The following is a 13,595-nucleotide window of genomic DNA, read 5'->3' as shown; positions in this document are numbered from 1 at the left end:
CCATGCACAAAACCGTTGCGCCATACGCCATCTCAGGCATCCTGCCGGCATGGACGACATCGACCTCAACCTGATCCCGGCGCTCGACGCCTTGCTGTCCGAGGGCAGCGTCACCGGCGCCGCCCGTCGCCTCGGCCTCAGCGCCTCGGCCATGAGCCGCACGCTGGCCCGCCTGCGCGCGGCCACCGGCGATCCGCTGCTGGTGCGGGCCGGGCGCGGGCTGGTACCGACGCCGCGCGCCAGAGAACTCAGCGGCCGGGTGCACGATGTCGCCCGAGAGGCCAAGGCGCTGCTCAGCCCGCGCCGCGATGCGCTCGATCTCGCCGTGCTCGATCGCACCTTCACCCTCTGCGCCAGCGAGGGCTTCGTGGCAGTGTTTGCCGCGCCGCTGGTCGCCGCCGTCACCGAAGCGGCGCCGGGCGCGCGGCTGCGTTTTGCGCCCAAGCCGGTCAAGGATGCCGCGGCGCTCCGGGAGGGGGAGATCGATCTGGAAATCGGTGTCGTCGGCGCCGCCGCGCCGGAGATCCGCACCCAGCTGCTGTTCCGCGACAGCTACGTCGGCGCGGTGCGGGCCGGCCATCCGCTTCTGGAAGAACCGATGACGGCGGAACGCTATGCCGCCTGTCGCCACGTGGTAGTGTCGCGCCGGGGCGAGGCCGAGGGACCGGTTGATGAGGCGCTCGCCGCGCTCGGCCTCAGGCGGACCATCGTCGCCGTGGTGCCCGGCTTTCCCGATGCGCTGGCTATCGCTGCCCGTTCCGATCTTGTGGCGCTGGTCACCCGCGCCTGTCTCAGCCATGGCGACGCCGCCCTCACCCACGATCTCCTGGGCTTCGAGCTACCGGTGGCAACGCCGCCTATCGCCGTCTCCCTCCAATGGCATCCGCGCCTGGAGGCCGACCCGGCGCACCGCTGGCTGCGCGGCGTGGTAGCGGCGGTCTGTCGGGCGTGAGGCGGCTAGCCCGTCTTCTCGGCCTTCAGCACGGCCATGCGCATGCGGTGGAAGTGCAAGGCGCGGTCGGCCGATGGGCGGTCGATCTCGGCGTAATTGCCGGCCCAGGCCTCGGCGATCGACGCCGGCTGCCCCAGATGGGCGGCGCGCAATCGCGACAGGCTCAGGTAAGCCTTGTCGCCTATTCTGAGGCTACGGCAGACAACAGCGAGGCCGAAGTCGTTTTCATGATTGAGCACATTGGAGATATGCGCTTCCTCTAGACCGCCCACCTGGGTGAGCAGTTCGGCCACCGCCTCGATCCGGCCGTCGTGGGCAAAGCCGCCGATCGCCTCGTCGAGGGTGCCGAGCCCCTGCCCGATCCGCTTGAGCAGCGTTGAGATCTCCCGTTCGAGATCCTGCTTGCGCTGGCGGGCGATATCGGCCGCCTCGGTCACCAGGAGAACCGCGAAATCCGGCGACATGGCGACGAGGTTTCCCAGCTTGGCGCGCCCTTCGGCATCGAACGAGGCCATGGCCCGCGCCAGCCGCTCGGGCGGCATGTCGGCCCGCTGCGACAGGGCCAGCAGCACCTTGGGGTAATCGAGGCCGCGCGTCGTCAGTCGCTTGAGGCCAAAGTCGGAAAACAGCGCCGTGACGTTGTTGGTCACCCCTTCCAGAACCGCCGCGTCGCCACGGTCGGCCAGTATCTCGGTCACCGTTTCGCCGAGGCCCTTGCGCCGGGTGATCGCCAGAAGGTGGCCCTGGCTCAACGAACCGGCGATGTCGCGAAGGTCGGCGTCGGTCAACACCGTCGACTGCTCCAGCATCACGCCGGAAACTGCCAGCTCCTCGTCCGTGGCAAGGCGCAGCGCCACCGCGCGCGGCGTGCAGCTGAGCGGCGCCATCTGCTCGGAAAACTGAGCCCGCACATCCACCGAAACCTGATCGACCAGCCGGCAGAGCACGTCGCCGAACAGTCTGGTTTCCGCGTCGGTGTAATTGTCCGCGCCTTCGGTGAACAGCTCGGAGATCCAGATCAACAGATCCCCGCGCTTTTCGCTGGTTTTTTCCTGACTGAGAGCAATCAATCTGTCGAACATGTGGTGCCATCGCCCTTTTGGGGGGCATTCGCCGTCCACGGAAACCAATGCTGGTTCGACTGCTTCGGTGTCTTGCCGGGTCCGTATTTCCATCCTCGCGGAGAAAACCGTTGCCGGCGACGCCGTATGCACCGCGCACGAAATGCCAATAAGGGAATTTCCGATGGTAACCCTTAACGTAGTCTTGATCGTCACAGTTGCAGGAGGTTAACGGGCAGCATTTCCCGCGAGAAAATGCCCAAAACAGTTAGCATAGGCCTACCGGCATGCACCGGGGCTGGACCAAACCGGCCGATTTGGGCCATCTTCGCAGGTCGACGGCGACGGTCGCCGCCCGGCGGATCGAGGTGCCCGCGGCATGCGGATCTAGCCCCAAGGGGCGAGCCGCCGCTATAGGCCGCCACCGGCCGTCACGCTTCCGGCGTTGCCACATCGCTGAGCCGGTCCGGCAAGCGCGCCGCCGACAGGAAGGTGGCGGCATGCAGCGCTGCCAGCAGCAGGAAGGCCGCGCCATAGGCGGCCGGCACCGCCGGCCCGCTCGCCGCGCCGCCAAGCCGCCAGGCCAGGAAGGTGGCGGCGATGGTCGTCATGGTCGGGCCGCCGAGCCGTTGCACGATGTTGATCGAGGTGGTCGCCATCGGCAGCCTCGCCTTGTTGACCGAGGCATAGGCGGCGGTCATCGACGGCAGGCCCACCGCGCTCATGCCCATGCCGCGCAGCACGAGCGCCGGGATGAGCACGCCGAGGACAAAGCCCTGATGGGCAAGATAAGGAAAGGCCAGCGTCGACAGGCAGGCGAGCAGCGCGCCGCCCGCCGATGTCAGGCGGATGCCGAAGCGCTTGGTGAGCCAGCCCATCAGCGGATAGGTCACCATCATGCCCAGCCCCTGCGGCGCCAGCATCCAGCCCATTTCGCCGGGCGTGCGGCCACAGCCGGCGATCAGGAAGGCCGGGATCAGCATCTGTCCGGCGAACATGCCGCCGTTCGACAGGAATTGCGTGATGGCCGCCACCGAGAACGCCTTGGTCTTGAACAGGCTGAGATCGACCAGCGCGTCGCCGCCCTTGCGCCGCGCACTCCACAAAAAGACGGCCATCATGGCGAGGCCGAGCCCGAAGCTTATCCGCCCCATGCTGTCGCCGAGCTTGTCGGAGCCATAGAGAAACAGCACCAGACCGGGCGACAGCAGCATCAGGCCGACCCAATCGAGCTTGCGGGCCGTCGCCTGGTCGCGGTCGGCCGGCAGCAGCAGCACCGCCAGCAGCAAGGCCAGCGCCCCCACCGGCAGGTTGACCAGGAACAGCCAGCGCCAGGAGGCATATTGCAAGATGGCGCCGGCGATGATCGGCCCGAACACCGGCGCCAACAGCACCGGTAGCGCCATGATGCCGACGACGCGCGCCATCTGCCGGCCGGCCGCCCGGGCGATCATCATCTGCGCCATCGGTGCCAGCAGGCCGCCGCTCACCCCTTGCAACACCCGGAAGGCGATCAGCGATTGAGCCGACCAGGCAAGCCCGCACAGCGCCGAGGAGATGGTGAAAGCGGTGAAGCACCACAGATACAGCGCCTTGCCGCCGATCCGGTCGACCAGCCAGCCGTTGAGCGGCAGCACCAGCGTCAGCGCCAGCAGATAGCCGCTGGTCACCCATTGGATGGTCGAGAGCGTGCTATGGAGATCGGCGGCAAGGCTGGTCAGCGACACGTTGACGATGGTGGCATCGAGCTGCGACAGCAGCGAGCCGAGCAGCGCCACGGCGGAAATCTTCCAGACTTCTGGGCTCAACCGGTCGCTGTCGGGCGCGGCCATCGGCTCAGGCACCCGTCGGCGAATTGCCGCCGTGGAACCGCCCAAAGCCCCGCGCCGACACCAGCCCCATCACCAGCACGCCGAGGCCCACGGCACCCGCCTGATCGGCGGCGCGGATGTCGAAGCTGCCGACATGGGCGAGCAGCAGATAGCCGATGACGAGGTTCGCAAAGCCCCAGACGACGTTGACGGTGGACGACGACAGCCCCTCGCCCGGCGGCTTGGCGAACGGGCTCTGGAACGGCCGGCCCATCGCACCCGAGACGAAATGCGGGACGGCATTGGACAGGAAGGCACCGCCGAACAAATAGGCGAGATCGTAGAGCCAGCTCATGTCAGGCGCTCCTCGGGAGAAGATCGATAATCTCTTGCGTGGTGCCGGTCTCGCCGATGCGCGGGAACACCTGGGTGGCGCAATAGGCATGCGCCTCGGCGCGCATATCGGTCATGGCATCAACGGCCAGCGTCACGTTGAAACCCAGCTCGAAAGCCTGCCGCGCCGTCACCTCGACACCGTTGCTGGTGGCAACGCCGGCCACCACCACCTGCGTCACGCCCAGCCCTTTCAGGTGAGCTTCAAGGCCGGTGCCGGTGAAGGCGCCCGGCGTGTGCTTGGTCACCACATGGTCTCGCGGCTGCTGGTTCAATTCAGGAATCAGCTCGGTCCAGCCGGGCGGGAAGCCCTTGAGAGTGCGCGGCACCTCGGTGCGGCCCGGCGCGGCGCCGGCCACATTGACCAGCACCACCGGCAGACCATGCCGACGGAAGGCGTCGGCCAGCGCGGCGGCGTTGGCCACCACCTCGCCGATCGGCTGGGCGGTGGGCAGCGCCACAATGCCCTTCTGAAGATCGATGACGACAAGCGCCGTTACGGGGTCGATCAAGGTCATGGGGGTTTCCTCTGGCGATCCGGACAGGTGTCAGTCGGCCTCGCTCAGCCGTTTGATCAGGGGAATGGCCGACATCAGCAGCCGCTGCTCGTCGGCGTCGAGGCCGCTGAGGGCGGCCAGCAACCACTTCTGCTTGGCGGCGCTGCGCTTGCGCCGCGCCTCAAGGCCGGCCTCCGTCAGCGCGAACAGCACCTGCCGGCCATCGCTCGGGTGCGGGCGGCGCTCCACCAGCCCCTCGCGCTCCAGCTCGGCCAGCGTGGCGCCCATCGATTGCGGCTTCACGGCCTCGGCCCGGGCCAGATCGGCCGTCGTCGTCGGCCCGCCGCGCTCCAGCCGGGCCAGCGCCGTGGTCTGCGACCAGGTGAGGCCATCGGGATTGGTCTCGGCGCGCAAGCGGCGCAGCAGCTGACCGACGGCCAGCGTCAGCTCGGTGACGATCGTCTCGGGCGGCATGTCGAAGGGTGTGCTCATGACCGAGACATACATCTCGACAGGTAAACTTGCAAGTCTGACTGTCGATTTATCTTCGAGCGACCGTGAGATCACCCGCGCTTTGCAGACATCGAACCCGATACGCGCGCCCCACCCTTTTCGCGCAGGACCTCGGGCAGGAGGAAGCAATCGGCTCATATCGGGCGCCCAGCCTGTCGGCGGCGATTACGGTTTCGCCGGCTGCGCGGCAACCTCCCCTTCCCCTCCCCGCTCCGCGAGCCGCTTCAGCCGGCGCGACAGTCCGTCGACCGCGCTGTAGACCACCGGCACCACGACGAGGCTGAGGAGCGTCGACAGGGTCAGGCCGCCGATCACCACCAGCCCCATCGGCCGGCGGAAGCTCGGGTCGCCACCGGAGAGGCCGAGCACCACCGGCGCCATGCCGCCGATCATCGCCAGCGTCGTCATCACCACCGGCCGCGCCCGCTTGTGGCAGGCCTCCGTCAGCGCGTCGAACCGGCTGCGACCGGCGAGCTGCGCGGCGGCGGCATATTCGACGATCAGGATGGAGTTCTTGGTGACGATGCCCACCAGCATCAGCATGCCGATGGCCGTCGCCATGGAAAAGCTGGTGCCGGTGACCACCAGCGGCAACAGGGCGCCGCCGAGCGACAGCGGAATGGCCGCGAGGATGGTGAACGGCTGCAGGAAATCGTGAAACAGCAGCACCAGCACGCCGTAGATGCAGAGGATGCCGATGACGAAGGCGAACAGGAAGCCGGAGAACATGCCGTTCATCCGCTCCACCTCACCCTCGTCGACCAGGCGCACCCCGGCCGGCAAGCCGCGCACCGACGGCAGCGCCTTCACCTCGTCCATGACGGCGCCGATGCTGCGGCCGTTCAGCTCGGCGCTGATCGAGGCATAGCGTTCGCGGTCGAAGCGGGTGATGGCCACCGGTCCGGTTCGCATCGAAAGGGCGGCCACCGTGCCGAGATCGACGCTGCCACCCGTGCCGCCGACCCTGAGCGCGGCCAGCGTGTCCGGGCTTTCGGCCAGCCCGTCCGGCAAGCGGACGCGGATCGGCAACTGCCGCTCGCCGAGGTCGAGCTTGGGCAGGTTGACCGCATAATCGCCGGCCGAGGCGATGCGTACGATCGAGGCGATGGCGGCCGGCGTCACGCCGAGCGCGTCGGCGCGGGCAAGGTCCGGCACCACGGCAAGTTCCGGCGCTTCCAGCGCCGCCGTCGAGGTCACCGCGCCGAGCCCGGGGATCGTCCGCATCTCGGTCTCGACCGCCTCGGTGGCGCGGCCGAGGGCGGTGGCATCGTTGCTGGCCAGCACCACGTCGAGCTTGACGCCGTCGGCGCTGCCGCCGACCGCGACGCGCACCCCCGGCAGCACGGCGAGCGCCGCCCGGATATCCTGCTCGATGCGCTGCTGCGAGCGTTGCCGCGTTCCAAACGGCGCCAGGTCGACGGTGATCAGCGCCGACGTCACGTCGGCATTCGCCACGGCGTCCGGTCCGGCGCCGGCCACCGCGCCGGTGCCCACCCGCGTCAGTACCGAACGGACGTCCGGCACGGCGCCGATCAGCCCCGCCGCCTGGCGCGCCACCTTGTCGGTGGCGGTCAGCGTGCTGCCCGGCTGCAGCGTAATCTCCACGCTGGTCTGGGCGATGTCGGAGGGAGGCACGAAGGCGGTGTCGAGCAGCGGCATCAACGCAAAAGAGGCGCCGACGAACAGCAAGGCGGCGGCGAGCGTCGTCTTGCGAAACCGGAGGCAGCCACGCACGAACCTGAGGTAGGTGCGCATGACAGGGCCGTCGGCCGCCTCGCCGCGCGACTTACCGGGCTTGAGGAGGCGCGCGGCCATCATCGGCGTCAGCAGGCGGGCAACCAGCAGCGAGGCCAGCACGGCGGCCGAGGCGGTGATGCCGAACTGACGGAAGATGAGGCCGGGCACGTCGCCGATGAAGGCGGTCGGCAGGAACACCGCCACCAGTGTCAGCGTGGTGGCGACCACCGCGAGGCCGATCTCCTGCGTCGCCACGATGGTGGCCTCGCGCGGCGTGCCGCCGGCCCGAAGGTGCCGCTCGATGTTCTCCACCTCGACGATGGCGTCGTCGACCAGCACGCCGATCACCAGCGACAGCGCCAACAGCGACACCGCGTTGAGGCTGAAGCCGAACCACTCCATGGCGAGGAAGGTCGGCACCAGGGCCAGCGGCAGCGCCGCCGCCGCGACGATGGTGGCGCGCAGCGAGCCAAGGAAGGCGAAGACCACCAGCACGGCGAGGCCGATACCCTCGTAGAGCATATGCATCGACGCGCGATAGTCGCTCTCTGTCGCCGTCACCGTCGTCGTCGCCTCGGCGAGCCGCGCATCCGGCCGCGCGGCGGCGAGGCGGGCAACGGCGGTGCGCACGCCCTCGGCAACGTCGATGTCGGAATAGCCGTTTGAGCGCTTGATCTCGACGAGCAGTGCCCGGTCGCCGCCGTGGTAGGCAAGGCTGGTGCGCTCGGCATGGCCATCCTCGACCGCTGCCACCTCCGATAGCGGCACCGACGCGCCATTGACCAGCGGCAAGGCCAGCTTGCCGAGAGCGTCGACGGTTCCGGCCGCCGCTTGAAGGTGGATGCTGCTTTTGCTGAGCGTCGTCTCGACGCGGCCGCCGGAAGTGTCGACCTGCGCCGTGCGCAGCCGCTCGGCCACCTCGCCAATGGTCAGGCCGAAGGCGGCGAGCCGGGTCGGATCGACGGTGACCGTCACCTCCCGGTCGATGCCGCCGGTGCGGGCGACGTCGCCGACGCCGGGCACGGCGCGCAAGGCGCGGTTGAGGTCGTTGTCGACGAACCAGGACAGCGCCGCCTCGTCGAGCCCGTCGGATGTCGCGGCAAAGGCGATCAGCGGCGTATCCTGCGCGGTTTGCCGCGAGATGCTCGGCGCCTCCATGTCGGCCGGCAGGTCGGCGCGGACGCTGTCGACGGCGTTGCGCACCTCGTTGAGGGCGGCTTCCGGGTCCTTGTCGATCTGGAATTCGACGATGATCGAGGCGCGGCCGTCGTCGATGCGGGTGGTGATGTGGTTGAGCTTGCCGAGCGTCGCCACCTTGTCCTCGATCTTGCGCACGGCGTCGGTCTCGAGCTGGTCGGGCGCCGCGCCGTCGAGCTGGCAATCGATGAAAACCAGGGGAAGATCGAGGTCGGGAAAGCTCTGCACGGCCAACCGCGAGAAGGAAATGAGGCCGCCGACCAGGAGCAGCACGAACAGCAGCACCACCGGCACCGGATTGCGAACGGCCCAGGCTGAGACGTTCATGGCGTCACCTCGTTGGTGGCAAGGGCGACGGCGGCGCCGTCGAACAGGAAGGCGACGCCGCTTTCGGCCACCGCCGCATCGGGAGACAGGCCGGAGATGACGGCGATCCGGCCGTCGCGTCGGGCGCCGGTGGTCACGGAGAGCCGCGTCACCGTGCCCTTCGGGTCCACCACGAAAACGAAGCTGCTGGCATCCTTTAGCAGCACCGCGCTTTCCGGCAGGGTCAGAACCTCCCGGCGGCCGGTGTCGATGTGGCCGGCGAAATAGCCGCCGGGCTTGAGTTCCCCGACGGCCGGCAGGTCGACGTAAACGGTCGCCCGACCGGAGGCGCTGATCAGCGTCGGGCCGACCAAGCGCACGACGCCGATCGACAGGCTCCTGTCCTTTTCCGTCAGTGTCGCCGTCATGCCGGGCTTGATCCGGAGGGCGGCGTCGGCCGCTACCTCGGCCCGCCATTCGACCCGGTTCTGGCGGACGAGGCGATAGAGCTCCGTGCCGGCCGAGGCGACGGCGCCGAGCACGGCCGGTCGCACTGAAATGACGCCGTCGTCGGGCGCCACCAGCGTCGCCTTGGCAAGGCGCAGCCGGCGCGTTTCAAGTTCCGCCCCGGCGGCGGCCACATTGGCGGCGGCGACGCGTTCGGCGATTTCCGCCGCCTCCAGCTCGCGTTTCGACTGGCCGCCGGTCGGCCCCAGCAGCTGGGCGCGGCGGGCGTCCGACTGGGCGAGGTCATAGGCGGCCTTCGCACTGTCGAGCGCCGCTTCGCCGGCGGCGACCGCCGCCTTCAGTTGGTCGTCGGCGAGGCGGGCCACCACATCGCCTTTCTTGACGCTATCGCCGACATCGACGGCGAGGTCGTCGATCCGGTAGTCGCCGATTTCGGTGGCGATCGATGCCTCGCTCCAGGCGGCCACCCAGCCACCGGCGGCAACGCTGTCGGTCCAGGTCTGCCGCTCGGCGTGGATCGGCCGCACGGTGAGCACGGCGCGAACCGATTGGTCGGCGGCGGTTGCGAGGGGCAAGTTGCCCAGGGTGAAGGCGGCGGCAAGCGCCAGCCCGCTGATCAGATGTTTCATTTGGGTCACCGTTCAGTGCACCGGCTCGGCCGGGGCGGCGCGTGGCATCAGGCCGACCAGCGGCAGGCTGACGAGGATGGCCACCGCGGCGATGGCAAGGCAGAGGAGCAGCGCGCCATCACCGGCCAGCCGTGGCGCCTCGCTCAAGAAAGTCGCGCTCATGACGGCCATGCCGGTGCTGGCCGCCAGTTGCTGGGCGGCACTGAGCGAACCGCTGGCGCTGCCGGCCTCCTCGGTCGAAATGTCGCCGAGCGCGATGTCGTAGATGGTGCCGAAGCAGCTGCCCATGCCGAGGCCGAGCACAAACAGCGCGCCGGAAAGGGCAATCAGATGGGTACCGCCGCCAAGGCCGATGGCGAGCGCCAGCAAGCCGGTGCCGAACAGCGTCACGCCAAGCCCGATGACCACCAGCATCCGGCCAAGGCGCGGGATCAGCGCCATGCCGGCTGCCGAGGCGACGATGATGCCGAGCGTCATCGGCAACATGCGCAGCGCCGTGCCCCAGGGCGAGACGGCCAGCGTGTTTTGCAGGAACAGCGAGGTGATGAAGACGAGGCCGTTCACCATGGCAAAGAAGGCAAAGCCGACGATCAGGCCCGAGACGAACCCCCGGCTCCTGAACAGCGAGGCAAGGATGATCGGCGCCTCGGCGGTAGCCTGTCGCCAGGCGAAGGCGGCGAACAGCAGGAGCGAGGCGACGATTGAGACGCCCGCCCAGCCGAGCCATCCGGCTTGGGCTCCACCGATCAAGCCATAGATCGCCGTGAGCATGGCAAGGCCGAGCAGCAGCGAGCCGGGGCCGTCGAGGCGGACATCCGGCCGCGCCGGCACCTTCGGCAGTATCCACCAGGCGGCGGGCAGGCCAATAAGGCCGATGACGATGTTGATCAAGAACATCGGCCGCCAGCCAAGGCCGGCGATGTCGGCGTCGATGATCAGGCCGCCGAGCAGCGGCCCTGCCACCGCCGAAAGGCCGAGCGCCGGCCCGAACACGCTGAAGGCGATGCCGAGCTCGGCGCGGGAAAACAGGGTGGTCAGGATCGCCATGCCCTGCGGGATCAGCAGCGCCCCGAAGGCGCCCTGAACGAAGCGGGCGCCGATCAGCGTGCCCGGCGTGACGGAGAGGCAGCAGACCAGCGAGGCCAGCGTGAACCCTGCCATGCCCAGCAGGAACAGCCGCCGCTGGCCGAAGCGATCGCCGAGCCGCCCGCCCAGCACCAGGAAGACGCCGAGCGCCAGCGTATAGGCGGTGCCGAGCCAACTGATGAAACCGGCGCCGCCGCCGAGATCGCGGGCGATGGCCGGCGCGGCGATGCTGGTCAGCGTGCCGTCGACGAGGTCGAGCACGTCGGCGATCAGCACGACGGCGAGCACCGCCATCAGGCTCGGCCGGGGAATGGAAGAAGATTGCGAAGAAGACAAGGGGGTAGCCTTTCCACCGGCGCTATGCGACCGGCATCCGGAAAAACGGCAAGGATCGGGCGTTCGCGGAAGCAGGGGCTTCAGCGGGCCGAGATCCGATGAGGGCGGAAGAAGGCCGGCTTCAATCGCCGGCGATCAGCTTGGTTCGGTCAATCGCGTTTGAAGGCCAGCCGGCTGGTGTCCGGCGCCGGCGGCACCGCCGCCAGCACGCCGTCGATCAGCACGTTGACGGCCCAGGTGTAGCGCTCGATCCCCTCGCCGCTGAACAGCAGCAGCGGGTCGATCGCCGCGAGGTTGGGATAGAGGGCGGGGTCCGCTGCCTCGATGGCGTCCGCCGTGGCGGCGATCTTGCTTTCGTGCCGGTCGGAACTCTGCTCGGCCGCCGTGGCGGTGGCAAAATGCATCATCAGATCGATGGCCCAGGCGGCCGAGGCATCCGGCACGCCGCCCTGCCGCAGCAGCTTCAGGAGGGCATCGGCCATCCTCAGCGAATTCGGCCCGTTCGACCGGGCGAACAGCGACAGGCGGGCAATGGCCGGGTGGCTATAGAGCCGTTCGGTATAGGTCATCAGCAGGCCGATGAGCTGCCCGCGCCAGTCCGCCGCGCCGACGCTGGCGCCGGGACGCTCGGCCGCCGCCTCCGGAACGCCCGATATCAGCGCATCGAGCAACTGCGCATGCAGGTCCTCGGTGTTGCGAACGTAGACGTAGAGCGAGGCCGGGCCGGTATCGAGACGGCCGGCGATCGCCCGCATCGTCACCTTCTCGAGCCCCTCTTCGTTGAGGATGTCGAGGGCGGTGGCAACGATCAGTTCGCGCGTCAATGCCACCTTGGCGGGGCGCTCACGGCGGCTGACCACTTGGGTGGACGAATGGGTAACGGAGGACGGCGGCGTCTGTTTCATGCGCCACTTATAACGAACGTGTTCGTTACGATCAAGTTCGATTTTGCAAGGCGACATCCGCCCCTATTGGCAACCGGCGCGGCGCGTCCGGGCCAGCGCCGTGGTCTGCGACCAGGTGAGGCCATCGGGATTGGTCTCGGCGCGCAAGCGACGCAGCAACTGACCGACGGCCAGCGTCAGCTCGGTAACGATCGTCTCGGGTGGCATGTCGAAGGGTGTGCTCATGACCGAGACATACATTTCGACAGGTAAACTTGTAAGTCTACCTGTTTATTTCTACCCAGCCGCCCAGTGAAGCAGCCCGATATGCGCGGTGGATATAGGTCGCATCCGTTGAAGTCACGAGCTTGCGCCAGCGGGGCATCGCTCCCATCGCCTGATGATCATCCCGCGCAACCGATAGCCGACAAGGATCGTCATCTCCGTGGCCACCAGGGCGGCGGAAACCCAGAAGCCGACGTGCACCGGGTCGTGGCCGCCGCCGCGCAAAAGATAGCCAAGCGTCAGGAAAGGTGCGTTCCACAGCACGATGCCGAAGCCCGCGGCAACGACGAAGACAACCGGCTGGATGGCGAATACGCCGGCCGGCAGCGCCAGGTAGATGCGGGCGACGGGAATGGTCTGGCCGAACAGCGTCACCCAGAAATGGTTGCGCCGATAGGCGTTGGCGAGGTGCTGGTAATGCTGCCCGCTGAAGAACACATATTTGCCGAAGCGGGCGACGATGGCCTCGACACGCACCGCCCCGAACAGGCGCCCCACCCCATACCAGATAACGGATCCGGTCAGAGATCCGGTCGCCGTAGCCAGGATCGCCAGGACCAGCATGGCGCTGTTGGAAATGGTCATACCGATCAGCATCAGCAGGACGTAGGAGGGGATGATCGGCGTGAATTTTTCGGCCAAGGCGATGAACAGCAGGCCCGGCAGGCCGAAGCTCAACACCATCGCCACGAGGTGCGTCGCGTCCATCTCAGCCTCCATTCCCGGAACGCCGCTCGATCCGATAGACCGACGCCGGCGGAATATTCTGGAAAGTCCGGCCGACCCAGATCGCCTGCAGATCCAATGCGGCGAGCGTTGCATCCGGCACCGAGCAGCGCGCTCCATAGGTGAAGAGAAAGAAGGATCCGCCGGGGCGCACATAGCCGAACGCCCCCTTGAGGATCGCCCTGATCTTGTCCTCCGGCATATTGAGAAAGCCGAGGCCGCAGACCACCGCGCCGACCGGTGCGCCGTCGAACAACCCGTTGCGGTCGAGGCCGGCCGCGTCCATCCAGAGAACGCGGGCCTGGGGAAACCGCGTTTGCAACAGGCGCGCGAAATCGGAGCTGTATTCGATCAGCGTCAGGTCCTGTTGCCTGACGCCCCGCTTCAGCAAAGCCTGCGTGAACGCGCCGGTGCCCGGTCCGAGCTCGACGACGGGGCCGGTGTTCGCCGAAATTTCTTTCGTTATCAACGAGGCCAGGGCGGTCCCGGACGGGAAGATGGCGGCAACGCTGCGGGGATTGCGAAACCATTCGCGGATGAACAGCAGGGCGTCAGACAGCGACATGCCGGCCCTCCCTCGTCATGGCGAAGGACACGGCCCGATATTGGTCATTTGAAATTGGCAGCACGTTTAACATCCCACAGCACGAAGAAAAGAATTTGTTCTTTTCCGAAGTTCCATGCTGATCGATGTCTCACGTCTGCATGTCGGCA

13 protein-coding genes are annotated in these 13,595 nt (G+C 67.9%); 1 reads left to right on the top strand and 12 read right to left on the bottom strand.

What is annotated here, in order from left to right:
- The first annotated feature begins 49 nt into the window (after positions 1-49).
- On the top strand, positions 50-952 hold the full coding sequence (locus AB6N07_RS07795) for a LysR family transcriptional regulator (RefSeq protein ID WP_370677237.1): 903 nt from the start codon (positions 50-52) through the stop codon (positions 950-952).
- A 5-nt stretch (positions 953-957) separates the two neighbouring features.
- Here AB6N07_RS07795 and AB6N07_RS07790 read toward each other — a convergent pair whose 3' ends face one another.
- From AB6N07_RS07790 to AB6N07_RS07735, 12 genes are all read right to left on the bottom strand, one after another.
- A complete protein-coding gene (locus AB6N07_RS07790) occupies positions 958-2,034 on the bottom strand; it encodes a DUF2336 domain-containing protein (RefSeq protein WP_370677236.1) in 1,077 nt (358 codons plus the stop codon).
- A 410-nt stretch (positions 2,035-2,444) separates the two neighbouring features.
- Positions 2,445-3,845 carry a DHA2 family efflux MFS transporter permease subunit gene (locus AB6N07_RS07785; RefSeq protein ID WP_370677235.1) on the bottom strand — a complete coding sequence of 467 codons (1,401 nt, stop codon included), beginning with the start codon at positions 3,843-3,845 and terminating at the stop codon, positions 2,445-2,447.
- 4 nt (positions 3,846-3,849) lie between these two features.
- Positions 3,850-4,179 carry a hypothetical protein gene (locus AB6N07_RS07780; protein ID WP_370677234.1) on the bottom strand — a complete coding sequence of 110 codons (330 nt, stop codon included), beginning with the start codon at positions 4,177-4,179 and terminating at the stop codon, positions 3,850-3,852.
- A 1-nt stretch (position 4,180) separates the two neighbouring features.
- Entirely contained in the window at positions 4,181-4,735 is a 555-nt protein-coding gene (locus tag AB6N07_RS07775; protein WP_370677233.1) for an isochorismatase family protein, read from the bottom strand.
- 30 nt (positions 4,736-4,765) lie between these two features.
- Positions 4,766-5,281: a MarR family winged helix-turn-helix transcriptional regulator gene (locus tag AB6N07_RS07770; protein WP_370677232.1), complete on the bottom strand. Its 516-nt coding sequence runs from the start codon at positions 5,279-5,281 to the stop codon at positions 4,766-4,768.
- Positions 5,282-5,392: 111 nt separating this feature from the next.
- On the bottom strand, positions 5,393-8,488 hold the full coding sequence (locus AB6N07_RS07765; RefSeq protein ID WP_370677231.1) for an efflux RND transporter permease subunit: 3,096 nt from the start codon (positions 8,486-8,488) through the stop codon (positions 5,393-5,395).
- Complete coding sequence (locus AB6N07_RS07760) at positions 8,485-9,564, bottom strand: efflux RND transporter periplasmic adaptor subunit (RefSeq protein WP_370677230.1); 1,080 nt, start codon at positions 9,562-9,564, stop codon at positions 8,485-8,487. Before AB6N07_RS07760 ends, AB6N07_RS07765 begins: the two co-directional genes overlap by 4 nt.
- Before the next feature lie 12 nt (positions 9,565-9,576).
- On the bottom strand, positions 9,577-10,986 hold the full coding sequence (locus AB6N07_RS07755; protein ID WP_370677229.1) for an MFS transporter: 1,410 nt from the start codon (positions 10,984-10,986) through the stop codon (positions 9,577-9,579).
- 149 nt (positions 10,987-11,135) lie between these two features.
- Positions 11,136-11,891 carry a TetR/AcrR family transcriptional regulator gene (locus tag AB6N07_RS07750; protein ID WP_370677228.1) on the bottom strand — a complete coding sequence of 252 codons (756 nt, stop codon included), beginning with the start codon at positions 11,889-11,891 and terminating at the stop codon, positions 11,136-11,138.
- Between the two features lie 63 nt (positions 11,892-11,954).
- The gene (locus AB6N07_RS07745; RefSeq protein ID WP_370677227.1) at positions 11,955-12,116 is read right to left on the bottom strand and encodes a hypothetical protein; all 162 of its coding nucleotides are present in this window, start codon (positions 12,114-12,116) and stop codon (positions 11,955-11,957) included.
- A gap of 114 nt (positions 12,117-12,230) precedes the next feature.
- Positions 12,231-12,863, bottom strand: coding sequence for a DedA family protein (locus AB6N07_RS07740; protein WP_370677226.1), 633 nt, complete (start codon positions 12,861-12,863; stop codon positions 12,231-12,233).
- A 1-nt stretch (position 12,864) separates the two neighbouring features.
- Positions 12,865-13,446, bottom strand: a complete 582-nt coding sequence (locus AB6N07_RS07735) for a class I SAM-dependent methyltransferase (protein WP_370677225.1) — start codon at positions 13,444-13,446, stop codon at positions 12,865-12,867.
- Positions 13,447-13,595 lie beyond the last annotated feature (149 nt).

Source organism: Pleomorphomonas sp. PLEO, from assembly GCF_041320595.1.
Taxonomy (GTDB): domain Bacteria; phylum Pseudomonadota; class Alphaproteobacteria; order Rhizobiales; family Pleomorphomonadaceae; genus Pleomorphomonas.
Note: the sequence above shows the minus strand (reverse complement) of the source record. Positions and strands in the feature narration are given on the sequence as shown.

Excerpts from the sequence above, each read along its gene's own strand:
- AB6N07_RS07795 (WP_370677237.1), top strand. The coding sequence starts at position 50 with ATGGACGACATCGACCTCAACCTGATCCCGGCGCTCGACGCCTTGCTG.
- AB6N07_RS07790 (WP_370677236.1), bottom strand. The coding sequence starts at position 2,034 with ATGTTCGACAGATTGATTGCTCTCAGTCAGGAAAAAACCAGCGAAAAG.
- AB6N07_RS07785 (WP_370677235.1), bottom strand. The coding sequence starts at position 3,845 with ATGGCCGCGCCCGACAGCGACCGGTTGAGCCCAGAAGTCTGGAAGATT.
- AB6N07_RS07780 (WP_370677234.1), bottom strand. The coding sequence starts at position 4,179 with ATGAGCTGGCTCTACGATCTCGCCTATTTGTTCGGCGGTGCCTTCCTG.
- AB6N07_RS07775 (WP_370677233.1), bottom strand. The coding sequence starts at position 4,735 with ATGACCTTGATCGACCCCGTAACGGCGCTTGTCGTCATCGATCTTCAG.
- AB6N07_RS07765 (WP_370677231.1), bottom strand. The coding sequence starts at position 8,488 with ATGAACGTCTCAGCCTGGGCCGTTCGCAATCCGGTGCCGGTGGTGCTG.
- AB6N07_RS07760 (WP_370677230.1), bottom strand. The coding sequence starts at position 9,564 with ATGAAACATCTGATCAGCGGGCTGGCGCTTGCCGCCGCCTTCACCCTG.
- AB6N07_RS07750 (WP_370677228.1), bottom strand. The coding sequence starts at position 11,891 with ATGAAACAGACGCCGCCGTCCTCCGTTACCCATTCGTCCACCCAAGTG.
- AB6N07_RS07745 (WP_370677227.1), bottom strand. The coding sequence starts at position 12,116 with ATGAGCACACCCTTCGACATGCCACCCGAGACGATCGTTACCGAGCTG.
- AB6N07_RS07740 (WP_370677226.1), bottom strand. The coding sequence starts at position 12,863 with ATGGACGCGACGCACCTCGTGGCGATGGTGTTGAGCTTCGGCCTGCCG.
- AB6N07_RS07735 (WP_370677225.1), bottom strand. The coding sequence starts at position 13,446 with ATGTCGCTGTCTGACGCCCTGCTGTTCATCCGCGAATGGTTTCGCAAT.